We start from the raw sequence: 23,382 nt of genomic DNA, 5'->3' as shown, positions 1-23,382 counted from the left end.
TGTATAAATAAATAGCAATAAATTTTTTGCACTTAAATTGCCGGCAAGGCTGGATCAAAGAAATCCACGGCGGTGGACAATGCCCGACAAGAAATCGCATCCCACTGTTTTTATTAATTTATTGACTTTTCTCACCAACTATGCCATCAGGACGTCCATGGCATGTAACTTGCTCGACACCGGGCAACCCATTTATTTCTGATGATTGGAGGTGATGTTTGGAATAGATCAAAGTAATTTAGAAGGCGGATGAATACTGTTCATCCTGAAATTCGAAGGTGACCGACAAGGGTTTCGGTCAGCATTATCAACATCCGGGAGGATAACCATGAATAAAAAGTTTACGTTGCTCACCATACTGCTGCTGCTGTTTTCCATTGTGGTTGCACCGGTAATTTTGTCCAGCGGCAGTGCAGTTGCCGCCACCCTTGAAGACGCCATTGCCAAAGCTCCCCAGGGAACGGAAAAAGGCCACATCGACCCCAACGCCAAACCCGGGTATCTGGGCATTCCCGGCGCGCCGCAGCTCAATCCCCTGATTGGCTTTTTATGGGCCATTTGGGTGGGCTGGATCTTTTCGACGGTCGGCGCCTTCGGGGGTATCATGGCCGGTGTCGGACACATTACCATCTATGGTCTGGGTGCCTACGCTAAAACCTTTAAGGATACGGCTCCCGGCTTGAACAAGACCATTACCGACAGCATCCGGGTCTCCAACCAATGGCTGGTGGGAACATCCGCCCTGGTTTCCAGCTTCAACTACTGGAAACAGAAACGACTGGTTGCCTCCCTGGGAGTCTTTCTGGGCATCGGTGCCCTGCTGGCCACCCTGATCGTGGTGTATACCAGCGCCGGCAAAGTCAAGTTCTCCCAATACCAGGGGTATTTCGGCCTGGTGGTATTCATCATCGGCGGGTTCATGGTCTATGAAATGACACCCAAAGGCCAGGCATCTAAAAAGGCAGCCAAAGCCGCCGCCAAGGCCTTTGAGACTGCTGCCAAATCCAAAGTCGCCATTGAAGACCAGGGCGTCAAGACTGCCAAGTGGAGCCTGGCTAAAACCGAGATCTCCTTTTTCGGTCAGACCTTCTCCTTCAGTCCCCTGTGGGCGCTGGCAGGCGGCTTCTTTATTTCGGCACTGGCCTCGTTCCTGGGCATAGGCGGCGGATTTCTGTATGTTCCCTTCCTCACCAGCGTGGTGGGCCTGCCCATGTTCGTCGTCGCGGGCACCTCCGCTCTTTCCGTGCTGATCGGCATGATTTTCGCCATTTTCAATTTCATGGTTCTCAAAGGGGTCATGGTTCACTGGCCGCTGATCGGCGTTGAACTGATCGGTATTTTCATCGGATCCATGATCGGCCCGCGAACCGGCAAGTACATTCCCGAAAAAGTCCTCAAGGGGATATTTATCGCCCTGGCGCTTTACATCGGGCTGCGCTATACGCTGAGAGGCTTCTTCGGTATTCAAATGCTTTAGGATTCCACTGATCGGTGTTTTTTTGACCCAACGAAAGACCGGTGCCGGGATGACTTGCCGGCACCGGTCTTGGTTTTTAATCGCACTCCGGCGAATTTGCCTCAAGATAATCTTTTCAATCTGCTAAAATGTCCATGGGAAACTTCTTTCATAGCATTTATCTCAACACGGATATCTTCCTGATCTTTTTTTACAGGATGACCGATCTCCCTATCGCCAATTTCCTGATTGGCACCTTCAGCCTTTCTTTTCTTTGTGTCATTATCGGTGAAATTTCCGTTTCCCTGGCTATAAAATTCAATAAACGCTACGTGGATCAAATGACGGCGGAGGTACTGGAGAAAGAGCGGTTGTCCATTGTGGCCTACCAAGCCGGTGACAAGGCGAGCTACAAGGCGCTAAACAAAGAAGCCACGGATGTCTGGGGGAAGAGTTTTTTCACCATGGCGGCGTACAGCGCCGGTGTGTTGTGGCCGATTCCCTTTGCCATGGGGTGGTTAGGCTCACGCTTCGCCGATGTTGATTTCCCGATTGCCGCGCCCCTTTCCCTCGTGTTCGACAAGGGTGTGGGTTACATGTTCACATTCATACCGATGTACATCCTCAGCCGGATTCTGTTTAAGTACATGAGGCCCTATCTGCCCTATTTCAAGGGAGTACAGAAAATGCTGGATGCCGCCGACAAACCCGGTCATTAGAACAAAGAGAAAAGGTTTTGTAAGCATCTCCTTCGGCCATCGATCAACTTGCGGCGACCTGACATTCAGCTAAGCCTTAGCGCCCCTGTTCGTAAATACGGTGACGCACCGAGATTGCCGAGGCGCCCGGATCGCAAGGCGGGAAAAGCGTCAATAGCAGCGCTATCGGCGCACCGAGCAACACGGCGAGTCGGGCTGCATCGGCGAGCAAATGCCATCGTATTTATGACCAGGGGCAATCAGGCCGACCCTTCAGAGGTTATCAACCAATAACCGTGAACATCATCCGAAACATGACGGACAAGATATCGCGCTACGAAATGGCGGCATGGTGTTTATGCGTCACGTTGTTCTCAAGTGCGCCTGCCTTTGCCACCCAGGGCCATGCGGGCATCGAAGGAGTCTGGGTCCACCAGTTCGCCCACCTGTTCTTCCTCTTTTCGATGATGCTCCTGATCTATTGGCTCCGGCAGGCGGGATTGGTGAAAGTGCCCGGATGGCGCTACTTCCAGTATGCCGCTCTGTTCTTCATCCTCTGGAACGTGGACACCATACTGGTGCACTTTCTGGATGAGCAGATCCAGGCCGTCAAGGTAGGAAATATCAGCGGTTGGCAGATTCAAGTCGCAACAGCAGACGGTCGCGAATGGCTGGCGACTGTCTATTACCTGGCAAAACTCGATCATTTGCTGTGTGTCCCGGCCATGGTCTGTTTGTGGATAGGATTACGCCACATGCTTAAAGAGGTCCGGCCGAGTGAATCCGGTGAAGGTGTCCGGAAATGAATGTATCGTTGATTCCCATCTGGACCGTAGATGTGGTCGGCTCCATCCTGATGATCCTTTTCGCTTTTCTCAGTTTCGGGTTGAGCCTGCGACTCAAAAAAATGGACCCCAACAACATCATCGTCACCTACCTGTTGTGGGTATGCTTCGCTCTATTCGTATTTGCCATCTCCCGGTCCGCCGGCCATCTGCTCAAACAGATTTTTCTGCTGTCCAATCGGCAGGACCTGTGGTCCGCCATACGACCCTTTTCCGGCGCCACCAACACCTTTACCTTTGTCATGGTGGGATCGGTCACCCTCTTCTTCGAACGTACATGGGCTATTTACGGGACTATTATGAAAGACCGCCAGGCCCTTCAGAATGCCCACGAAGAACTGCTTTACCTCAACCAGAACCTGGAGCAGCTCGTGGAAAAACGCACCGAGGCCCTGGTCATTTCGGAACAAAAGTACCGCCGCATCTTCGAAGTATCTAAAGATATGATCCTGGTGACGCGAACCGACGGCCGGATCGTCAACCTCAACCCGGCCGGCAAACAAATGGTTGGGCTGGGCGTTCCCGGCGACGGCAATGTCGAGGGGCGTTTTTTCCAGTCGTTTCTATCCGACCCCGAAGACTGGAACACCATCAGCCGCCATATCGAAGACCGCGGCTTTATTTCCAGCGAGGAATTCGACCTCGTTTTAGAAGGCGGCACCAGCCGCCGGGTACTGCTTTCAGGCAGCCTGGCCAAGAGCCCTTCCGACGAGGGAGAAACCATTCACTTTCTGATCAAGGACATCGAGCAACGCCGACTGATGCAAAAACAGATGGCCCAGGCGGACAAACTGGCCTCCATCGGCGAACTCTCCTCCGGAATCGCCCACGAAATCAACAATCCGTTGGGCATCATTTTAGGCTACACCCAACTTCTGCTGCGTGGTGAGGATCCTTTGACTGATCGCTTTAACGACCTGAAAACGATAGAAAAGCATGTCAAATCCTGCAAAGCCATCGTGGAAGATCTGCTCAATTTTGCCCGGACATCGAGCCCTCAGAAAGAGGTTCTGGGTATCCAAGCCATCATTGACGATGTAATCGGTTTCGTACGTCACCACAGCAATCTGGAAAATATTCAAATCGAAACCCTTTTCACGCCAGGCCTTCCGCCGGTGCTCATGGACGAGAAAAAAATCAAGCAGGTGCTCATCAACCTGCTGATGAACGCCATTCATGCGGTAGACCGGAAAGGCACCATTACCATTACCACTAGACTCAACCAGCCGGCCAATCGGATCACGGTGGAGGTGTCGGATACCGGGCATGGCATTGAAAAGGAAAACCTGCTGCGGATCTTCGATCCTTTTTTCACCACCAAGCCCACCGGCGAAGGCACTGGCCTCGGGCTCTCGGTCAGCTACGGCATTATCAAGGGACACGGCGGCAATATTACGGTAAAAAGCGAGCTCGGCAAGGGAGCTGCCTTTACGCTGTCTTTGCCCGTCTCGCCCCCCGCTTTCAGGGAGATAAACCATGGTACAGAATCTTCTGATCGTTGACGACGAACCGGACATGCTCACCTTGCTGAAACGCAGTCTGGAGCCTGAACTGGGGTGTCGGGTGGATACCGCATCCTCAGGAGAAGCCGCCCTGGAAATGATCCGCGCCACCGACTACGACCTGGTATTGGCGGATATCAAAATGCCGGGTATCAGCGGACTCGAGGTGCTGGAGCGAGTTAAAGCCGACCGGGGCGAAGAAATTACCGTGATGATGATGACGGCATACGGGCACATCGAAATGGCCGTGGAGGCCATGAAACGGGGTGCCTATGATTTCGTCACCAAGCCCTTCGATCATGATGCCCTGGTCATGCGCCTGGAAAAGGCCTTCGAGCGCAGCAGCCTGTTGAAAGAAAACCTGAGGCTGCACCACGAGTGCCGCTCCACGGACATGTTTCAGGAACTGGTGGGAAAAAGTCCGATGATGCAGCGGGTTTACGAAACCATCCAAATGGTGGCCAAAAACGATCTCACCGTATTGATCACCGGCGAATCGGGTACCGGCAAAGATCTGGCCGCCCGGGCGGTTCATGCCTTGAGCAATCGCAGCAAACGCCCTTTTATTGCCGTAAACTGCCCCACCGTTCCGGAGCATATTCTGGAAAGCGAACTGTTCGGCTATAAGAAAGGAGCCTTTACCCATGCCACCCGTGACAAGAAGGGCCTGTTCCAGGAGGCCCACACTGGCACGATCTTCCTGGATGAGATCGGAGACATCACACCCACCATCCAGACCAAACTGCTGCGGGTGCTGCAGGAAAAGGAGATCAAATCCCTGGGTGACGCCCGGCCGGTCCACGTAGATGTAAGAATCATCGCCTCCACCAATCAGCCATTGCCGGAAAAAATAAAATCAGGCGAGTTCCGGGAGGATTTTTTCTACCGTCTCAACGTCCTGCCCATCAAATTGCCGCCGCTTCGTGAACGCCCAGAGGACATTCCGCTGATCGCCAACCATTTGCTGGAAAAGCACTGCACCAAGCTGGACAAGCCCCTCAAGCGTTTTTCTCTGGAATTGATGGATATTTTTATCGGCCTCCGGTGGGAAGGCAACGTGCGTCAAATGGAGAACATGATCATGCAGGGGATTCTATTTTCCGCTGGTGACGAAATTACACCCAAGGACGTGGGCATCGGGAGAAAACCGGCACCGGGGGCAATCGCGGAAATCACCCCTTTTCTGGACCTACCTTACAAAGAGGCCAAAGAGAACAACCTGAGCGCCTTCAATGCTGCCTATATCGGGCACATGCTTACCCTCAGCCAGGGAAATGTCACCCAGGCGGCCAAAGCCTGCGGCCTGGAACGTCAGGCACTTCAGCAGATCATGCGCCGCTACGGCATCACTGCGGACCCTTACCGGCAATCGTCATAAAAAAAGGGCATGGCCGAAAAAACACCCATACCCTTTTCCATGATATCATTCCGCTTTATGGTGCGGCGACATGCTTCGGACTGATAGACCCGGGTTTGGGAATGTTGAGCTTGGGCACGCCGTCCGTGTACTCTATACCGGGCAGTTCGGCCTTCATGCGAAATTGTATCATTCCACTGGAAAGCCGCCTTCACGCCATCGTGTCCACCCGTTTCTAAGGTAGCGGACATTGTTGAATCCGTTGAAAAACAAGAGTTCGGCAAGTGCCGGGGCCAGGTGGCAGTCCTCACCATCGCAATAGGTGATAATTACTTTGGCAGGGTCGACAGCGGCCAGAAAGTCATGCAGCCAGGTCTCCTGATCCGCCGCATACAGGTGAACGGCCCCCTTGATGTGCCCCGCTTCGAAATCGGCAGCATGGCGGGCATCGGCAAAAATAGCACCTTTTTTTTCATAGAGGCGCACGGCATCATCGAGGGAAATTTCAGAAAAACCAATGTCGCCCGGTGCCTGCTGGATATTGCCTGGGGTTACCCTTGCAGGGGCGATCCCTATCTTATCGGGTCTGACCGCATAAACGGCAAGAGCAATGCCAATGGCGGCAAGGATAAGGATCAATGCTTCTTTGGTTGCCTGTTTGACCAATCGAATGCCACTCTTTTTATTCTGGAGGGATAAAATAGCTCAGTAAAGCCAAAATAGCCATTTTAGGATCACAATCAACCCGTTTTTTGGGGTCCAATGAAAACGGACACGGGGAAACGGGTATTGCATTTGGTGAACGAATTGTCCACAATACTTGTCGGCCGGAGCCTGACGGAAAAAGCAATAACATACTTTCATGCTCAAGGAGAAGCATCATGTGCGACGTCAACGTCTTTGTCGTGAAGAACGGGGTTGAAGAAAAAGTGCTGGAAAATGTGGACCTCATCGAGGAAGTGGGCAATGGCATGCGGTTGGTCAATATCTTTGGTGAAGAACGGACGCTGAAGGCCAAAATGGTTCGCTACGACAACAGCGAAAAACGGATGGTTTTTCTGCCGGTGTAATCAATCGTAGGACTCGATAAAAAGCCGCGAATCGCTGAACTGTTCGTCGATTAATGCAGTAACATCACGGATCATGCCCCCCCGACCGCACAGGTAAAAATCATAGGGACCCGGTGTCAGCTGTTGCTCCAGATAATGCGTGACACGACCCGAAAATGCGTTCTCCACGCTATCCCTATTTTCAAAAGGCCCACTGATGCAGGGGATATATTCACGCAGCGCCGATTGGAAAATTTCCCGGTAAATCAGACGGTCTGGTGTATCCACCCCGTGGAGCAGAAGGCCGGCGTTCACTCCGCTGCGACAGAAGGCCACAAATGGGGCTACACCGGTCCCCGTAGCCACGAACACCGCCGGATTCGCCGGGCCCTGGAAAACGAAATGGCCGTGGGGCCCGGTCAACTGGAATGGAGTCCCGATGTCGGCCCGCAGGATGTCTCCGGAAAACCGTCCCCCGTCCACAACGGCGACGCAGAAATCGATGGTCTCGGCATCCGGGGTCGAAACCAGGGTGTAGTCCCGCTCGTAGCCGTCCATCGCGAATCGCATAAACTGGCCGGGAATAAAGTCGATTTCCACCGGTCGGGTCAGCCGCAGTTCAAGGATGCCGGGGGCCAGCCAGTGCCGGTCGACCAGGCTGGCGGTAAAGCGGGGTGTGTCGCTTACCCTTGCCACGGCACATCCCCTTGCCCCTGGATATGATTGCAGTATCGGGCCAGAACAAAAAGGTAATCGGAAAGCCGGTTGAGAAACACCAGGATATGCGTCAGGGTGTCGGTAGGCCCCGAATCCCTGTCCTCATGTTCAGCCAGTTCGATGACGCACCGTTCCGTTCGCCGGCAGACGGTGCGGGCCATATGGGCCAGCGAAGCAGACAGATGCCCGCCGGGCAGGATAAAATGTTTCAGTTCGGGCAAGGATGCGTTCATCCGGTCGATGGCGATTTCCAGCATTTCAGCGGGGTCCTTCGTGAACGGTTTCAAAAAACGGGTGGACGCGGCGCCGGGGGTCGTCGCCAGCCAGGCGCCGGCTTCCAGAAGCAGCGCCTGAATAGCCATAATCTCATCCTTCAGCGCCGGTTGATCCTCGTTCATCGCAGCAACAACCGCTCCGATCACGGAATTGAGTTCGTCCAGATCGCCATAGGCCTCGAGGCGCGGGCTGCTCTTGGAGACCCGTTCTCCACTGAAGAGGCTGGTCTTGCCCCGATCTCCCGTGCCGGTATAAATTTTCATGAATGTCTCCCGTCGTGTTGCCGAAGGCGGATTGGTGGCACTATTTCTTTCCGCAGTTCCTGATCATCCGGCTGGCTGTGAAAAACCAGAGCAAAGTCATCGTCTGGATGGCCAGCATGACGAAAAAACCGGTGCGATAGCCCGCCAGGGCGTAATGCCCGCTTGCATCGACAGGCCAGCGGCCGATAATGGCCCCGATGGCCCACTGCCCGATGAAGGCGGCGATAAACACCAGCAGATTGACGGCCGTGGTGACCCTCCCGGACAATTGCACCGGAAATCGCTGGGAAAGTGCCGCATAGGCAATGATGCCCGATGTGCCGAAAAAGCCGAACAGCACCCACACGTGCATCGCCCAGCGAACCGGGGCCGCCAGAACCATCACCTGCACGGCCATGAACAGGACCATCCCGGTCACGGCGGTCGCAAGCACGCTGATGCCTGAGCGGCTCAATCGCTCGGCCAGCGATCCCAGAACAATGAAGCCCGCGATCATTGCCACGGCAATCCATAGCAGCACATTGGCCACCGCCATGCGCTCCAGTCCGGCCACATCCTTGAGCCAGGGCCCGGCCCAAAGCCCTTGTATGGAAAGAAAGGACGCCTGGGACATAGTGGTCAACGGGGCTGTTCGCCAGAAGTCAAGGCTGGTAAACACCTTCCTGACGCCCCGCAGCTGATGTTTGAAGCTTTCGCCAGCACCGCTGGACGGCTTTTCGGGAACCACGGTGTATACGGCCACGGCCACCATCAGGGTGAGCACCGCCAGCACCATGAAAACGCCACGCCAGTCGGTCACCTGCAGGGCCGCCTCCACCGGTGCCGTCGCCGCCAAGGCACCGAGTCCCCCGGCGGCCATTTGAAAACCGTTCACCAGAGGCCATTTCTCTTTGGGAAACCACAGGGTATATGCTTTAAAGGCCGCCATGAGACAGGCCGACACACCAAAGCCGATAAAGGCGCGGGCCACCACCAGACCGGCCAACGATCCGGACCGGGAGAACAGGTAGGCACCCAGCCCGGCAAAAAGCAGCAGAAACGCTTCCATTCGCCGAGGGCCGAAACGATCCAGCAGCACACCCAGCGGCAACTGCGATGAGGCAAAGGAAATGAAATAGGTGGCGGTCAGCAGACCCAGGGCCGACGGGCCGATGCCCAGATCTCCCACCAGGTCCGGAGCGATAACCGCATTGACCACGCGGTAGAGGTAAGAGAGGAAATATCCGGCGGCAAAGGGAATGAATACACGCAGTGTGGTCAACAAAGATGGGTTCATGTATCCCGGCCTCGCGATACGCCCAGTCCCATGGGTGTTGAAATGCATATATCACCCGGTCAGGCGGGATGCACTGCAGATAAAACCGATGCAGGCAGTGGGTTGTCGCGATCTTTCTTTTTAACGTTTCAGATATAAAAAAACGCCCGGCTGTCAACCGGGCGCTGAATGAAAACCGTTCTTGCAGGATTCCGGGTTACTTGGTCCCGAAAATTTTATCTCCCGCATCGCCTAACCCCGGAATGATATAACCGATATCGTTAAGTTTGTCATCGATAGCCGCCACGTAAATATCCACATCGGGATGGACCTTTTCCAGCCGTTTGAGCCCCTCGGGCGCGGCAACGAGGAACAGCCCACGGATCTGTCGACAACCCGATTCTTTCAGGAGGTCGATGGTAGCCACCAGGGTGCCTCCGGTGGCCAGCATGGGATCCAGGATCAGGGCGATCCGCTCTTCCATGTTGCTGGTCATCTTTACATAGTAGCGCACCGGCTCCAAAGTCTCTTCGTTGCGATACAACCCCACGACGCTCACCCTGGCCGACGGAATCAGGTTCAGCACGCCGTCCATCATCCCCAATCCCGCACGGAGGATCGGAACCACGGTAATCTTCTTGCCCTTGATATTTTCGACGACCACATCACCCGCCCATCCCTGGATGGTCATGGTTTCGGTTTCCAGGTCCTTGGTGGCTTCATAGGTGAGCAGCGTAGCCAGTTCATTGGCCAACTCCCTGAAATTTTTTGTTGAGACATCATGCCCACGCATGAGGCCAATTTTGTGTCTGATCAGCGGGTGTTCGACAAGATGTACGGGCACACATCCTCCTTTTCGGGCCCGGCGATGGATCACCGGGCGCATTTTGTATCACATTGATTTGGTTAAAAAAAGTTAGAACTCACCCAGCGGTCTGCTGAAGGTGAATTTGAAAGGATTTGCCAGCAGGTAGTCATAGGCGGGTTTGGTATTTCCGCCCAAGGCGGAAAATGGCAGGGATACGACAAAAATCGCTCCGCCGATCACCGTGGCACAAAGTCCCAAGGGTCTGGCAACCAGAGCATCACCGGCCATTTTCCCGGCAATGACATCGTCATCCTGTTCCAATCCCTCGGCAAAGCAGGTCATGCAGGGAACCGCGACCAGTGCAATCGCGGTCAGCAGGACAATCACGCGTTTCAGGATCCCGTTCATACCGTTTCCTCCTTTGTGGTTTTATAATTGCCTCCGCACCGTTGCGGTTGGCGGATAACCCATCGAATTTAAAGATGTTAGCAGGTATTGGGAACACTTGCAACGCATGATATGGTTGAAACCGCATCTTTCCGCGGCTATAATACGCCGAATCGGAGGCGTGCCTTTGGGGCAATTGTTCGCAACACCATGAAATTCAAACTAAAAGATGCCGTGAGCCCTGTCAAGCAAAATCAAATCGGTCATCACCGGCAAATTGTATCGGTAGCCGTGGCCCTGCCGGTCTATGACATCTTCAGCTACAGCATCCCGGCGCATCTCGCCCCGCATGCCTGTCCGGGCAAACGGGCGCTGGTGCCCTTTGGCAGACGAACAGTCACCGGTTACCTGATCGGCGCGGCCCGGGAGCCAGCCAGCAGGATTGATCCGTTGGAAATCAAGCATATCCTGGATGTACTTGACGACACGCCCCTTTTTCCGGCAACCATGATCCCGTTTTTCAAATGGATTGCCGCCTACTACATGCACCCCTTGGGACAGGTAATCAATACCGCCCTGCCATCCGGACTGAATCTTGCCGATATCGCCGTCCTGACCCTCGGCGAAGCTGGCGTGCAGGCCCTGGCATCGTCCCCCCTATCGCCCTTGGAAGGGATCATCCTGTCGACATTGGCAAAACGACCGGCCGGCATCAAGCAATTGCAAAAAGAGATCGGTCAGCCCGTTTCATGGGCCTTGGTCCACAAGATGCGCCAGCGGGGATGGATTCAGATGGATCGGCAGGTCAAAGCGCGTCAGGTCCAGCCGAAAACCATCCGGTGGGTGACCGTTAATAATATCGCGCCCGTCTCCGCCGGGCTGTCTTTGCAGCGCCAGAACATCCGGCACCTTTTGGAAACCGAAGGTGACCTGAGTATCCCGGTGCTGAGATCACGCATTCCCACCGCCCCGACACTCATCCGGGCAATGCAGAAGGCCGGACAGGTCGCTGTTTATGAAAAGACGGTCTACCGGGACCCGTTCGGCGACGCCATCGAACCGGATACCCCGCCCTCCCTCACCGCCGAGCAAGCCGAAGCGGTTAGCACCATGGCACCGATGCTCGGAAATGGATTCAAAACGGTTCTGCTGGCCGGCGTCACCGGCAGCGGAAAAACCGAAATTTACCTTCGCCTGACGCAGGCCGCCCTGGACAAGGGGCTTCGTGTGCTGGTGCTGGTACCGGAAATCGCCCTGATTTCCCAGACCGAACGCCGGTTCCGCGCCCGCTTCGGAGAAACGGTGGCGGTGCTCCACAGCGGCCTGTCCCAAGGTGAACGCTACGACCAGTGGCTTCGCATTGCCAAAGCGGACGCGACCATCGCCATCGGCGCCCGCTCATGCATCTTCGCACCCTTTGGCGATGTCGGTTTGATCATTGTGGACGAAGAACACGACACCTCCTACAAGCAGGAAGGCGGACTGAGCTACAACGCCAGAGACCTGGCCGTAGTCCGCGCCCGTCACCACAACGCCTTGGCCATCCTGGGATCGGCAACGCCTTCGGTGCAGTCCTGGTACAACGTCACCGTTGGCAAATACGAAACCGCCGGCCTCACCCGGCGGGTCAACCGCCAACCCCTGCCGGCCATTCAGACCGTGGATCTTTCCCGGAGTCGCGACGACCGGGGCATTCGCCGCTACATTACCGCGCCGCTTCAGCAGGCAATCCGGGAAACCCTGGACGATGGAAACCAGGCCCTCATTTTTCTCAATCGGCGGGGCTTTTCCGCCTTTCCCATCTGCGGGCACTGCGGGCAGCCCATTCGATGTAAAAACTGTGATATTTCCCTGACCCTGCACAAACGGGCCAATGCCTTTCGCTGCCACTACTGCGGCTTTTCCAAAGCTGCCGCATCCACCTGCCCGTCCTGCGGCTCCGACAAAATCAGGCTGCTGGGCGTGGGAACCGAAAAAATCCAGGAGGCCATGAACCAGTTGTTTCCAGAAGCACGCGTGGCACGCATGGACCGGGACACAATGGCCCGAAAAGGTTCGATCGTCACCCTGCTGAAAGATCTGAAACACCGCCGAATCGACATCCTGGTAGGCACCCAGATGGTAGCCAAAGGACACGATTTCCCGGGCATCACCCTGGTGGGGGTGGTATGCGCCGACCTGACTCTGAATTTCCCGGACTTTCGCGCCGGGGAGCGGACTTTTCAGCTGCTGGCCCAGGTGGCGGGACGGGCGGGACGCGGCGATCAACCTGGCCGGGTGATTCTCCAGACGTATAACCCAAAACATTTCAGCATCCTTGCTGCAAGAGATCAGGATTTCAAGGCGTTTTTCAACCATGAAATCGGCTTTCGAAAAGCCCTGGGATATCCGCCCTATACCCGCATGATTGCCGTGCGCATATCCGGCAAAGATACTCAGCAGACCGCCGCCCATGCCAGGGCATTGGGAGAAAACTGCCGGGAAATGCTGGCTGCTGGAACATCGTTTCACGAACCGATTCAAGTGATGGGTCCCATCGAAGCGCCGCTGTCCCGCATTGCCAACCACCACCGCTGGCAGATCCTGCTCAAAAGCCCGGACACGGCCAAACTTCACCGCTTTGCCAATGAACTGATCCTGGGTCACCACAGTGCATCCGCCGGCAGTGGCGTCAAAGTCACCGTCGACGTCGACCCGTTTTTTCTGATGTAGCTTGACAGGATCGGCGCCGAAGCTTAAACATAATGGTTTGATCAACAAGAAAAAGCGACGTTTATCCGCATATTTTTCAACAAGGAGAACAACCCATGAAATTACGTATTCTTGCGATCACGGCACTGGTTGTATTGCTGTGGGCCGCCGCAGCCATCGTCGGCGCGTCGGACCAGGCCGCCGGCAAGGATCCAAACGCCCAGTCATCACCTGCCGTCGCAGCCGTCGAAAAGCCCGCTGCGGTGTTGCCCGAACTTAAATATGAGTTCGACCCGGTGGTGGACGGTACCCTGATCACCCATGGCTTTACGATCAAAAATACCGGCGGCGGCCCCCTATCCATAACCCAGGTCAAGACCGGCTGAGGGTGCTCGGTCGCCTCATACCCGAGGCAGATCCCCGCCGGCGGCGAGGGAACTATCAGCATCAAGGTCAACACCAGCGGTTACGGCGGCAGGTCCCTGAAGAAGAACATCGAGGTCTTCACCAACGACACGGCCAACACCCGGGTCACGTTGAACATTACCGGGGCGGTACTGAACTTTGCCCGAATGGACCCCGCCTATGCCCGTCTGGTCGGCCAGGCGGGAACCGACATTAAAAAAGCGATCACCATCACCCGCGAAAAGGCCTATCCATTCAAAATTCTCGAAGCAAAGGCCAGAAACGGAAACGATATCGCTTTTAATGTCCAGGAATTCAGCAAGGCCGATGGAGACGGTTATATCCTGACCATCGAAAACAAAAAAACGGTTGCCGGGCGCTACGCGGATACGGTGATCCTGACCACGGACAGCGATATCAAGCCCACGATAATCATTCCGGTATACGGCCAGATCATTGCGGCGACACCTCCATCCGGGCCCACCTCGCCGAAAAAAAGTGCCAGTGACGGGTAGCCGGCCGACTATCGATACCATCGAAAAGCATCGACACAGGTCTGCCGGTGCTTTTTAATTTCCTGGAAAGGAGATTTGACAGTGAAACGCCCTGTAAAGGTCGTTGCCTTCGACTGCGACGGCGTCATGTTCGATTCCCAGGAAGCCAACCGGGCCTACTACAACCAGGTGCTTGAGCATTGCCACCTGCCGGCAATGGTGCCGGAACAGCTGGCCTATGTCCACATGCACACCGTCGATGAATCCCTGGCGTACCTGATCAGCGACAAGGCGACCCGCGACGACGCCCAGGCTTACCGCAGACAGCTGGGGTACCTGCCCTTTTTGAAATTCATGCGGATGGAACCGGGATTGGTGCCGTTGTTGGAAACGCTTCGCCCCCGCTTTAAAACGGCGGTGGCCACCAACCGCACCGACACCATGGCCCGCGTGATGGCGGACCACCACATCGACCACCTCTTCGACCTGGTCGTCTGCGCATTGGACGTTCAGTTTCCCAAACCGCACCCCGAAGCCCTGGTCAAGGTAATCGAGCACTTTTCGGTTTCACCTGAAGAGGTGGTCTATGTGGGCGACTCGCCGGTGGATGAAACGGCGGCCAAGGCCGCCGGCATTCCCTTTGTGGCCTACCGCAACCGGGAATTGGCAGCCGACCACCACATCCGGCACCTGGCCGAGATTGCCGGTCTGCTGGGTCTGTAGGCGACTTGGAAGAACTGCAAGATGAACACCTTCCCCGACACCCTGAAAATCCACGCCGAAGCCGCCCTGAATGATCCTCACTTTGATTTCATCGCCACCTACCACGCCGTTGCCGACCTTCGCCGGTTGGCGCGAAAGCACCCGGGAGTTCTTGACGGACAGACCCTTTTCGCCCTGGAGCAGCTCCTGCAATCCAACACCTTTCGCAGTGTCCGACAAGCCTATTTCCTCTTCCGGGAAGCCGCGTCGGTAATGACCGACATGGCCACCGCGCCGGGCCATAACGGCCTGGGATCGAAAGCGCTGGCGTCCCTGCGCCATCTTCTCCTAAAAACGGACGGCAGCGCTCACCGGGGCGTGGCCGAAGCGCTGGGCAGCCTGCCGGTCAGCATTGCCGGGCCACGGATCGGCGATAGGAGCGGCACATTCCGGCCGACCATCTCATGGACGACCCTGCTTTCATCAAACGGGCTGACGATGACTGGCACCCCCCGGTATATCGGCAGGAGCCTGGTGGTCGAAACGTCTGAAAAAAACCATCTGCTGGTTGTCAAACTGGCTAAAAAAGGAGACACGGCAACGGGTCTGGCCAAGGAGATCAGCTGGATGGAAGCACTCAAAATGCCGGATTATAGCGTCGACTGCCGGTTTCACATTCCCACGCCCCTGGGTGTTGACAACCCCCGTGTGTTTCGCCTCAAGGGCATTCCACTGGCGCCGCCGGACACCGTCAACAGGCACCCCGACGGGTTGGCCATCGCCTTTATCGCCCACCGGGACTATTTCGTCTACCCCAACCACCACCGGGTCGACACCTTATCCGCTCGGGAGATGCTTGGACGCAACGCCTTCCTTTTAGGCAGGCTTACCGCCAAAGGGGTGATCCACGATGCGCCCATCGCGCTGTTTCACAACCGCACCCAGCGGTTGCGCCGGGATGACCAGGGGCGCTACCAGTGGTTCCGATCGGGGCGACTGGACCAGTGGCTGGATTCCTGCGCATTTCCCAATCTCGGGTTGTCCGGGCTGCGGGACTTCGAGCACCTGGAATCCTTCTGCGGTGACAGCCGCCTCCTGTACCGGCACATCGGCAGCCACTTCTTGAGCCTGCTGCTGGTGGCCGGCAGCCATTTCCGCGGTCGGGATAAATCGAAAGTCGGGCTGGACGACAACGGTCAGCCGGTAGATGCAAGAGACCTGTTTGACCGACCGCTGTTAAAGTCGATGGTTATGGAGATATTCGAAAATTATTATTTCGGTTTTACCGGCAAATCGGCAAACGGATCCCTGCCGGTGGATCTGGATGGCCTCACCGGTCGCATGATCGCGGAGATGGGTGTGGACCGCTACATGACCGAGCTGTTGCGCCGCACCGATCAGAACGCCTTGACCGACGGCGAATTTGTCGCCTTCTTGAAAGAACGGGGATATTCGGCTGACCAACTCGATGGATTGACCCGGGGGGAAGAAGACATCCTCATCAACAGCGGCCCCCACCTGGGTGGTTTCAATCGCCAGATATCGCTGCCCGAACTCATCGAGGCTGTGGCCGCGATGTCCGCCGTGTGCATCGCCGGCCGGTTTATTGAGACAGTGAAAAACCGCACGTAACGACCTCCACCCCAGATCTGCGGTTCGAGTGAAACATCAACTACAAGGCCTCCCGGGCCCGGTCGATATTCTCGATATCCCCCATGACGATCAGGGTCATCCCCGCTTCGAGGACAAAAGAACTGGGCGGCCGGAATTCAAATCCTCCATCTTTTCGCCGCACGCCCAAAAGCAGCAGGTTGAACTGGTCTCTGAGGCCGGATTTCATGATCGTCTTTCCCGCCAGGGTGGAGTTGCCGTGAACGTCAAGCTGGTTGATGCGCAACTCTCCGCGCTCGCTTCTGAGCATGTTGTCGAGAAAGTCCACGGCTGCCGGCCGAATCATCTCGGAAGCCATACGCAACGCGCCGATGGCGTTGGGGGAGACCACGGAGGTAGCACCGGCTTTGAGCAGTTTGGGCTTGAGCCGGCTGTTGGTCATGCGGCTGATGATTCGTGCCGTGGAATTGAGCATGCGGGCGGTCATGGTAATATACAGGTTGTCGTTGTCCGACGGCAGGCAGATGGTAATGCCGGTGGCCCGTTCAATCCCGGCGGCAATCAGGTTCTTGTCGTCGGTGGCATCCCCATGGACATGGAAGAGGCCCTTGATCTGACGGCTTCGCTCGATGACGGCGTTGTCCTGCTCGATAAGCACCACACTGGCCTTGCTGGTCACCAGTTCAACCGCCAGGGGGAAGCCGGTTTCTCCGCCGCCGCAGACGATATAGTGGCCGGACAGGGCATTGATCTTGTTTTCCATTTTTCTTCTCCTGAGCATGCCGGTCAACTCGCCTTCGATCAGCATGGCCGTCACGGTACTGATGCTGTATAGGATGATACCCATGCCGAAGGTAATCAGCAGCATGGTGAAGATCTGGGCGCGGACGTTTCCGGTAATCCCCAGCACTTCGCCGTAACCCACGGTGGTCAGTGAAATGACGGTCATGTAAAGGCAATCGATATAGCTGGATTTGCCTTCGAAGAGAATATAGTAGCCCGTGCTTCCCATCAGTATGGTCCCGATGAGTATGGCCGCTGCAAAGTATAACCGTCTTCTGATTCCCATAGTGACTATATGCCTACCTAATCACGTTGAACGGATCAGCCGTTTAAACAGGCTCACATCGATATTTCCGCCACAGATCACCAGGGCAACCGTCTTTCCGGTCAGCTGGGGAGCCATTTTGAGAAAGCCGGCCACCGTCACCCCTGCCGCACCTTCGATCACCAGTCGGTGATTGTCGAATACCCGAACCATCGCACCGCGAATCTCATCCTCGGTCACCAGCACCCAGTCGTCAACCAGCCTTCGGCAGGGGTCGAAAGTGATGGCACCCGGTTCGATGCCGCCGGCCGTTCCATCGGAGAGGGTGTCCCGGGTTTCAATGTCCAGAATTCGACCCGCCTGAACGGATGCGGCCATGGCCGGAGAGTGTTCCGGCAGGCATCCCACGATGCGGGTTTCTTTGCGCAGCGCCTTGACCACCCCGGCGATGCCGGCAATCAGCCCGCCGCCGCCCACCGACACCATGATACAGTCCACTCGGGGCAGCCGGCCCAGGATCTCCAGCCCGACCGTCCCCTGCCCGCCCACCACGAACGGATCGTTGTAAGGAGAAATATATACCTGGCCGGTTTTCTCAGCCTGCCGCCGGGCGTGAGCTTCGGTCACCTCGCAGTGCGATCCGTGAAAACGGATCGTAGCCCCCAGGTTTTCGAGCATTTGAACCTTCAGTGGAGAAGCGCGCTCGGGCAGGTAAATGACCCCTTTTATTCCCAGCCGGTTCATGCCGAAAGCCACCGCAAGGCCGTGGTTGCCGGAAGAGGCGGTGACGATGCCGGCCTTTCTCTGATCGGGGTCGAGGACCATCAGGCGATTGAGGGCGCCGCGGACCTTGAACGAACCCGTATGCTGGATGTTTTCCAGCTTGAGAAACACCGGCCCGCCGCTGTTGCGGCCCAGGTCGGTAGACGGTTCGAGGGGTGTCTGGCGGATGTGGGGCCGGATTCGCGTTGCCGCAGCCTGGGAAAGTCCATGGATGTCAAGCATGGTCGGCGCCGATGACAGTCGATGTATCCATCACCACCCCTGTCTGGCCGGGACCCCGCATGCAGCAGCCATCGCTGCAGCGGCTTCAACGGGGTCGTTGGAACGGGTAATGCAGCTGATGACGGCGACTCCCGCGGCACCATGGGCAAAGCAGTCCAACGCATTGGCCGGGCCGATGCCACCGATGGCAACTGCCGGGACAGGGGACCGGTTGACAATATCCCGAAGCCCGGAAAGTCCGTGGGCCGCCTTGGCATCGGCCTTGGTACCGGTAGGAAAGGTGGGACCGGTGCCGATGTAGTCGCAAAAAGCCAGATCGGTACGCTCCAGTTCTGCCATGGTGGAAACCGATACGCCGACAATGGCCTTCGGCCCCACCACCCGCCGGGCCAGCCGGGGCGATGCATCATCTTGTCCCACGTGAATACCGTCGGCACCAACGGCCCTGGCCAGCAGTACGTTGTCGTTCACGATAAAAGGCACCCGGTTTTCCCGGCAGATCCGGCTGATGGCCTCAACCGCTTCGAAATCGTCCAGGGAAAAGGACTTGTTGCGGTACTGGACCATGGTGGCACCGGCTTCAATGGCCACGCGCACCTGATCCCGGGCGGAAAAGCCATCCACCCCGTCATCGGTGATAAAATAGAATCGAAGTGCGTCGCGAATGTCGTCCGGAGTCATGACTGGGTCTTCCCATGTATTGAAATAGTGGCTGCGAACCCGGCCGTATTGACCGGGTTCCGGTTAAACAACCGATGAAGCGTCAGGAAACGGTCCGCATATTCCGCTTCGTATCGGGTCAGGCCGGCGATGATTTCATCGATGGTTTTTTCATGCCTGCCATCGTCTGTCTTTGAAAAGAATTTGTCCGCGTAGCAGATCAATCGTTCTTCAACGGAAAGGGGAATCATGTCCCGGGCCGGCAGGGGCAGCTTCCGCCGCATGGCCTGATCCGCGCTGATTCCCACACCCACATGACGCTCGCAGACCAGCCCATGGCGGCCAAGGCCCAGTTTATCGAGAATCGCCCTGCCCTCGACGCCATGGCACACATAGGGCAGGGTTCCCGTGCATCCCAGTTCCGGACATCGGGTCCGGCCGACGCCGATGTCGTGAAGCATCGCGGCCTGGACGACAAACTCGCGATCGGCATCAATCCACGGAGACCGGTCAAGTATTTCGATCGCCTTACGGCCCACCAGTTCACCGTGGCGCAGAAGCAGGTTCCGGGTACGGCTGCCGGCGGGATAGAAGGCCGTGATGATGGCTTTCGGGTCGATGCAAGTGTTCAATGGTTCCACACTAACGATGATGAACTCAAAAAATTCGAGATCAAGGCTTGCGGATCCCGAGGGATGCAAAATACTTGTCGTACGCCGCCGTGATGAAGGGTGAAGCGTAACGCAAATTCCGGACTTTTCAAGGACCCGTCACCTTCGCCTTGCCCGACAACAGCACCCCTTCAATAAACACGTCGATATCCCCGTCCAGCACGCTGTTTACATTGCCGACATCCAACCCGATCCGGTGGTCCTTGACCATCTGGTACGGGTGCAATACGTACGAGCGGATCTGACTGCCGAAGCCAATATCGTCCTTGCCGTCGTGGATCTCCTGCAGCCGCTCATCCTGTTTGCGCTTTTCAGCTTGGTAAAGCCTCGATTTAAGCACCTTCATTGCCATGTCCTTATTCCGGTGCTGGGATTTTTCCTGCTGACACTGGACCACGATTCCGGTGGGCAGGTGGGTGATGCGCACGGCGCTGCTGGTCTTGTTCACGTGCTGCCCCCCGGCGCCGCTGGCACGGAAGACATCAATGCGAAGGTCCTTATCCTCCACGTCAATCTCGATCTCATTGTCCAGTTCCGGATAGACAAAAACAGAAGCAAAAGATGTGTGGCGCTTGCCGCTGGCATTGAAGGGAGAAATTCTCACCAGCCGGTGGACCCCGCTCTCCGACTTGAGATAGCCATAGGCGTATTGGCCAGCGGCGGTAAAGGTAACACTTTTGATCCCCGCCTCCTCTCCGGGCTGGAAATCGACAATACTGGCTTTAAAGCCCTTGCCCTCCACCCATCTCAAATACATGCGGAAGAGCATCTCGGCCCAGTCCTGGGCCTCGGTTCCGCCGGCACCGGCATTAATGGAGATGATGGCATTGTTCTGATCGTCGTCGCCGTCCAGCATCATATCCAGGGAGAATTGGTGCAACCGCCGGCCCAGTTGGCTGATCTGGCCGGATACTTCCGTCATTGTATCGGCATCCGCCTCTTCTACAGCCAGTTCCAGAAGAATTCCCGCCTCTTCCAGGTCTTTTTCCAGAGCGTGAAAGGCGCCGAGCCGCAGGCCCAGAAGCGTACGCTCTTTCAAAATGGCGGTGGTGGCTTCCGGGACGTCCCAGAACCCATCCCGGGAAATTTCCGCTTCGATTTCCTGAAGTCGTTTTTCCTGGTCAGCCAGGTCAAAGATACTCCTTGAGCTGGTCGAGCTTCTGTCTATGTTCCTTCAATGTCTGTTTGGCTTCGGTACTCATCGTTTATCTCCTCTTGTCAACCCTCCGGCTGACCCGTCGTTTAATCCAATCAGGAATTTTCAGCGGTATGCCACCATATGCCTCCTGTCGCACTCGACGCATGGGCCACCCCATCAGCGCAATCATCACGATCAGGCAGGCAATAGGCAATGCATCCCCGATCCGGGTATAGGCGGTTTTTTCGGTCAGTACGGGAACCGCTCGGACGACCACCGCATCCTCGAACAGGGCGGTGCTCGCCACAATCCGGCCGGCGGGGTCCACAAATCCACTGATCCCCGTGTTGGCGCAACGCACCAGGCTGCGGCGGTTCTCGACAGCCCGGAAAACCGCCATGGAAAAATGTTGGTACGCGGCACTGCTTTTTCCGAACCAGGCATCGTTGGTCAGGTTGACCAGCAGGCCAGCACCATTTTTCACCAGGGATCGGGAAAGCCCCGGGAAAATGATCTCAAAACAAATCTGTACACCGACAAGGGGTTCATTTTCTCCCCAGGCAAGGGTTCGACCCTTCTCTCCGGATGAAAAGTCGCCCACCTGCGCCACCATCTTGCCTACAAACGACAGCACGTGTTTGAGGGGCACATACTCGCCGAAGGGAACCAGGTGAACCTTGTCGTACCGCCCGGTGGCACGGCCGTCCGGTGCCACCATATAGGCACTGTTGTAGTAAGCATAATTGCCGGGCTGCCCCTGAACGCTAGGGCTTCCCACCAGCAGATGGACGCCCGCCTGCCGGACGGCATCGGTCACCAGCCGCGTAAGCTTAGGGCTGGCCTCGAAGTAAAACGGGGTGGCCGTTTCCGGCCACACCACCAGATCCGGTTGATGGGGAACAGCCGACAGCGTCAACTCCGCGTATTTTTTCGTGGTGCCGATCTGAAATGCCGGATTCCATTTCCGGGCCTGATCGATATTGCCCTGAACCACCGCCACACGGGGTGATGAAGCCCCTGCTATGACCTCATCCATGGCCTTGATCCGCATGTTCCCGTAAATCAGCCCAAGACTGATGAGGAAAAGGGACAGCACAACGGCCAGCAGGGCCTGCGTCCTGTCCACCGGACACCCCCGCCATTTTTTCTGCGCAAGAAACAGCAGCAGGATATAAACGGCAGCGTTGAAAAGCACCACCAGAAAAGAAATCCCATACACTCCAAATATATCGGAGATCTGAATGATATGCAACCGATTAAACTGGGAATATCCAACAATTCCCCAAGGGAATCCAGTCAATAGAAAGCTACGGGCATACTCCAGCGCCACCCAGAAAACCGGTGCAAGCAGAACCAGGTGGAGGGGCTTTCGGCAAACGCGGGTCAATGCCAGCGCGAAAAACCCGAAATAAAGGGCCAGGTAGGCGGCAAGCAGTACCAGCAGGGAGACACACTGCCACCATGGCAGGTATCCGTAGATACGCATGGTGAACACCACCCAGTACAACAGGGTTAGGTAGTGGGCCAGGCCGGCGATCATACCGATCCTGAACGCTTCTTTGGGGTGCAGGTCCCTCAGCACGATAAATAGAGGCACCAGAGCGAACCAGGCCAGCAGCGAAATCCCCAGTTTGGGAAATGCCGTCGTCAGCAACAGGCCGCTGATAATGGCCGGCAGCCATTTCGATTTAAAGGCAATGGTCACGTCAATCCTGTTTGACAGCGGCCCCGCACAGGTAATCCCGAACGGCATTGATGGTGATGGTAAACATCTTGCTGCCGGCCAATATGGCACAGGCATCTTCCTTATCGCCACAGACCCCGGCAAAAGCCAGGCCAATGGCCATGGCCGGATCCGGAATCTGCCCGGAAGCCTCCAGTGCGCCGACATAAAAATCAAGGCGGTGCTTGAGGATCTTGAAATAGTCGATCTCCGATCCCATGGTCAGCGATGCGGAGGCGGAAAGCGTTGTGGAAAAGGCTCTGACATTCTCCCAGAAATGCTGGCCAAGGCTTGCTTTCAGGCCAGGGTCGGTCAGAAAAAAAGCAATCGCCCACCCCACCGAGATGATTCTCAGCAGTTGGATCTCGTATTCCAAAATCGCCCGCTTTTCAGGTACTTGCAGCGGCGGCACAACATCCAGGATGGTGTTCATGTCGCCTCGATCGATGGCAAATTGAAAAAGCTGCTCACCGGCGCGGGCAACCGGGTTTTCTATTTTTTCGGTATCGGTCATGAAGCCTTCGGGTCTTCTGTCGAAGTTGATGATTGCCGCCTACCCTAACAGTGGCAGATGGACGGGCCTTTGAAAAAATAATCCTTCTCCGAGGCCTAAAAATGCAG

23 protein-coding genes are annotated in these 23,382 nt (G+C 56.2%); 10 read left to right on the top strand and 13 right to left on the bottom strand.

Translation table 11 applies throughout. The annotated features are described in order from the left end of the window. The first annotated feature begins 328 nt into the window (after nt 1-328). The 5 genes from ACHZBS_RS16145 (at nt 329) to ACHZBS_RS16125 (ending at nt 5,879) form a co-directional block, all read left to right on the top strand. Nucleotides 329-1,477, top strand: coding sequence for a sulfite exporter TauE/SafE family protein (locus ACHZBS_RS16145; RefSeq protein WP_319407547.1), 1,149 nt, complete (start codon nt 329-331; stop codon nt 1,475-1,477). 134 nt (nt 1,478-1,611) lie between these two features. After that, a complete protein-coding gene (locus ACHZBS_RS16140; RefSeq protein ID WP_394708001.1) occupies nt 1,612-2,175 on the top strand; it encodes a hypothetical protein in 564 nt (187 codons plus the stop codon). Between the two features lie 275 nt (nt 2,176-2,450). Beyond that, nucleotides 2,451-2,960 (top strand): hypothetical protein, encoded by a 510-nt coding sequence (locus tag ACHZBS_RS16135; protein ID WP_319407545.1) that lies wholly within the window; start codon nt 2,451-2,453, stop codon nt 2,958-2,960. Further along, complete coding sequence (locus tag ACHZBS_RS16130) at nt 2,957-4,501, top strand: ATP-binding protein (protein ID WP_319407544.1); 1,545 nt, start codon at nt 2,957-2,959, stop codon at nt 4,499-4,501. The genes ACHZBS_RS16135 and ACHZBS_RS16130 overlap by 4 nt, the downstream gene beginning before the upstream one ends. Beyond that, nucleotides 4,476-5,879, top strand: a complete 1,404-nt coding sequence (locus tag ACHZBS_RS16125; RefSeq protein WP_319407543.1) for a sigma-54 dependent transcriptional regulator — start codon at nt 4,476-4,478, stop codon at nt 5,877-5,879. The genes ACHZBS_RS16130 and ACHZBS_RS16125 overlap by 26 nt, the downstream gene beginning before the upstream one ends. A gap of 168 nt (nt 5,880-6,047) precedes the next feature. Here the strand turns inward: ACHZBS_RS16125 and ACHZBS_RS16120 are convergent, their stop codons facing one another. Beyond that, nucleotides 6,048-6,524, bottom strand: a complete 477-nt coding sequence (locus tag ACHZBS_RS16120; protein ID WP_319407542.1) for a rhodanese-like domain-containing protein — start codon at nt 6,522-6,524, stop codon at nt 6,048-6,050. A 215-nt stretch (nt 6,525-6,739) separates the two neighbouring features. Between ACHZBS_RS16120 and ACHZBS_RS16115 the strand changes: the two genes are divergently transcribed. Further along, entirely contained in the window at nt 6,740-6,928 is a 189-nt protein-coding gene (locus tag ACHZBS_RS16115; protein WP_319407541.1) for a CooT family nickel-binding protein, read from the top strand. Here the strand turns inward: ACHZBS_RS16115 and ACHZBS_RS16110 are convergent, their stop codons facing one another. From ACHZBS_RS16110 to ACHZBS_RS16090, 5 genes are all read right to left on the bottom strand, one after another. Then, nucleotides 6,929-7,603, bottom strand: a complete 675-nt coding sequence (locus ACHZBS_RS16110) for an FAD-binding oxidoreductase (protein ID WP_319407540.1) — start codon at nt 7,601-7,603, stop codon at nt 6,929-6,931. Continuing rightward, a complete protein-coding gene (locus ACHZBS_RS16105) occupies nt 7,591-8,163 on the bottom strand; it encodes a cob(I)yrinic acid a,c-diamide adenosyltransferase (protein ID WP_319407539.1) in 573 nt (190 codons plus the stop codon). The genes ACHZBS_RS16110 and ACHZBS_RS16105 overlap by 13 nt, the downstream gene beginning before the upstream one ends. 40 nt (nt 8,164-8,203) lie before the next feature. Beyond that, nucleotides 8,204-9,439 carry an MFS transporter gene (locus ACHZBS_RS16100; protein WP_319407538.1) on the bottom strand — a complete coding sequence of 412 codons (1,236 nt, stop codon included), beginning with the start codon at nt 9,437-9,439 and terminating at the stop codon, nt 8,204-8,206. Between the two features lie 196 nt (nt 9,440-9,635). Further along, the gene (gene upp / locus ACHZBS_RS16095; RefSeq protein ID WP_319407537.1) at nt 9,636-10,304 is read right to left on the bottom strand and encodes a uracil phosphoribosyltransferase; all 669 of its coding nucleotides are present in this window, start codon (nt 10,302-10,304) and stop codon (nt 9,636-9,638) included. A gap of 30 nt (nt 10,305-10,334) precedes the next feature. Further along, nucleotides 10,335-10,634 (bottom strand): hypothetical protein, encoded by a 300-nt coding sequence (locus tag ACHZBS_RS16090; protein WP_319407536.1) that lies wholly within the window; start codon nt 10,632-10,634, stop codon nt 10,335-10,337. A 189-nt stretch (nt 10,635-10,823) separates the two neighbouring features. On the opposite strand from ACHZBS_RS16090, the gene priA reads away from it, so the two are divergent. From priA to ACHZBS_RS16070, 4 genes are all read left to right on the top strand, one after another. After that, nucleotides 10,824-13,325, top strand: coding sequence for a primosomal protein N' (gene priA, locus ACHZBS_RS16085; protein WP_319407535.1), 2,502 nt, complete (start codon nt 10,824-10,826; stop codon nt 13,323-13,325). Between the two features lie 95 nt (nt 13,326-13,420). Continuing rightward, entirely contained in the window at nt 13,421-14,224 is an 804-nt protein-coding gene (locus ACHZBS_RS16080) for a DUF1573 domain-containing protein (protein WP_319407534.1), read from the top strand. Nucleotides 14,225-14,305: 81 nt separating this feature from the next. Next, nucleotides 14,306-14,926, top strand: a complete 621-nt coding sequence (locus tag ACHZBS_RS16075; RefSeq protein ID WP_319407533.1) for an HAD-IA family hydrolase — start codon at nt 14,306-14,308, stop codon at nt 14,924-14,926. Nucleotides 14,927-14,947: 21 nt separating this feature from the next. Next, nucleotides 14,948-16,537 (top strand): SidJ-related pseudokinase, encoded by a 1,590-nt coding sequence (locus ACHZBS_RS16070; protein ID WP_319407532.1) that lies wholly within the window; start codon nt 14,948-14,950, stop codon nt 16,535-16,537. Nucleotides 16,538-16,577: 40 nt separating this feature from the next. On the opposite strand, the gene ACHZBS_RS16065 is transcribed toward ACHZBS_RS16070, so the two are convergent. From ACHZBS_RS16065 to ACHZBS_RS16035, 7 genes are all read right to left on the bottom strand, one after another. Beyond that, nucleotides 16,578-17,585, bottom strand: a complete 1,008-nt coding sequence (locus ACHZBS_RS16065) for a potassium channel protein (protein ID WP_319407531.1) — start codon at nt 17,583-17,585, stop codon at nt 16,578-16,580. Between the two features lie 21 nt (nt 17,586-17,606). After that, complete coding sequence (locus tag ACHZBS_RS16060; RefSeq protein WP_319407530.1) at nt 17,607-18,569, bottom strand: threonine/serine dehydratase; 963 nt, start codon at nt 18,567-18,569, stop codon at nt 17,607-17,609. Between the two features lie 30 nt (nt 18,570-18,599). Next, nucleotides 18,600-19,250 (bottom strand): thiamine phosphate synthase, encoded by a 651-nt coding sequence (thiE, locus tag ACHZBS_RS16055; RefSeq protein WP_319407529.1) that lies wholly within the window; start codon nt 19,248-19,250, stop codon nt 18,600-18,602. Beyond that, nucleotides 19,247-19,870 carry a phosphohydrolase gene (locus tag ACHZBS_RS16050; RefSeq protein WP_394708000.1) on the bottom strand — a complete coding sequence of 208 codons (624 nt, stop codon included), beginning with the start codon at nt 19,868-19,870 and terminating at the stop codon, nt 19,247-19,249. Before ACHZBS_RS16050 ends, thiE begins: the two co-directional genes overlap by 4 nt. A gap of 118 nt (nt 19,871-19,988) precedes the next feature. Beyond that, a protein-coding gene (gene prfB, locus ACHZBS_RS16045) for a peptide chain release factor 2 (protein WP_319407527.1) occupies nt 19,989-21,102 on the bottom strand; the annotation gives its coding sequence in 2 pieces (ribosomal slippage) (nt 19,989-21,044 and nt 21,046-21,102; 1,113 coding nt in all). A 3-nt stretch (nt 21,103-21,105) separates the two neighbouring features. Continuing rightward, complete coding sequence (gene lnt / locus ACHZBS_RS16040) at nt 21,106-22,743, bottom strand: apolipoprotein N-acyltransferase (RefSeq protein WP_319407526.1); 1,638 nt, start codon at nt 22,741-22,743, stop codon at nt 21,106-21,108. Between the two features lies 1 nt (nt 22,744). Beyond that, nucleotides 22,745-23,275 (bottom strand): hypothetical protein, encoded by a 531-nt coding sequence (locus ACHZBS_RS16035; protein ID WP_319407525.1) that lies wholly within the window; start codon nt 23,273-23,275, stop codon nt 22,745-22,747. Nucleotides 23,276-23,382 lie beyond the last annotated feature (107 nt).

Source organism: uncultured Desulfosarcina sp. (assembly GCF_963664155.2).
Taxonomy (GTDB): domain Bacteria; phylum Desulfobacterota; class Desulfobacteria; order Desulfobacterales; family Desulfosarcinaceae; genus Desulfosarcina.
This window is presented reverse-complemented; position numbering and strand designations above follow the sequence as displayed.

Bases quoted from the DNA above. Each gene is read 5' to 3' on its own strand.
- ACHZBS_RS16105 (WP_319407539.1), bottom strand. From the start codon at position 8,163: ATGAAAATTTATACCGGCACGGGAGATCGGGGCAAGACCAGCCTCTTC.
- ACHZBS_RS16100 (WP_319407538.1), bottom strand. From the start codon at position 9,439: ATGAACCCATCTTTGTTGACCACACTGCGTGTATTCATTCCCTTTGCC.
- ACHZBS_RS16130 (WP_319407544.1), top strand. From the start codon at position 2,957: ATGAATGTATCGTTGATTCCCATCTGGACCGTAGATGTGGTCGGCTCC.
- ACHZBS_RS16125 (WP_319407543.1), top strand. From the start codon at position 4,476: ATGGTACAGAATCTTCTGATCGTTGACGACGAACCGGACATGCTCACC.
- ACHZBS_RS16070 (WP_319407532.1), top strand. From the start codon at position 14,948: ATGAACACCTTCCCCGACACCCTGAAAATCCACGCCGAAGCCGCCCTG.
- ACHZBS_RS16090 (WP_319407536.1), bottom strand. From the start codon at position 10,634: ATGAACGGGATCCTGAAACGCGTGATTGTCCTGCTGACCGCGATTGCA.
- priA (WP_319407535.1), top strand. From the start codon at position 10,824: ATGAAATTCAAACTAAAAGATGCCGTGAGCCCTGTCAAGCAAAATCAA.
- ACHZBS_RS16060 (WP_319407530.1), bottom strand. From the start codon at position 18,569: ATGCTTGACATCCATGGACTTTCCCAGGCTGCGGCAACGCGAATCCGG.
- thiE (WP_319407529.1), bottom strand. From the start codon at position 19,250: ATGACTCCGGACGACATTCGCGACGCACTTCGATTCTATTTTATCACC.
- upp (WP_319407537.1), bottom strand. From the start codon at position 10,304: ATGCGCCCGGTGATCCATCGCCGGGCCCGAAAAGGAGGATGTGTGCCC.
- ACHZBS_RS16035 (WP_319407525.1), bottom strand. From the start codon at position 23,275: ATGACCGATACCGAAAAAATAGAAAACCCGGTTGCCCGCGCCGGTGAG.
- ACHZBS_RS16065 (WP_319407531.1), bottom strand. From the start codon at position 17,585: ATGGGAATCAGAAGACGGTTATACTTTGCAGCGGCCATACTCATCGGG.
- ACHZBS_RS16145 (WP_319407547.1), top strand. From the start codon at position 329: ATGAATAAAAAGTTTACGTTGCTCACCATACTGCTGCTGCTGTTTTCC.
- ACHZBS_RS16140 (WP_394708001.1), top strand. From the start codon at position 1,612: ATGGGAAACTTCTTTCATAGCATTTATCTCAACACGGATATCTTCCTG.
- ACHZBS_RS16115 (WP_319407541.1), top strand. From the start codon at position 6,740: ATGTGCGACGTCAACGTCTTTGTCGTGAAGAACGGGGTTGAAGAAAAA.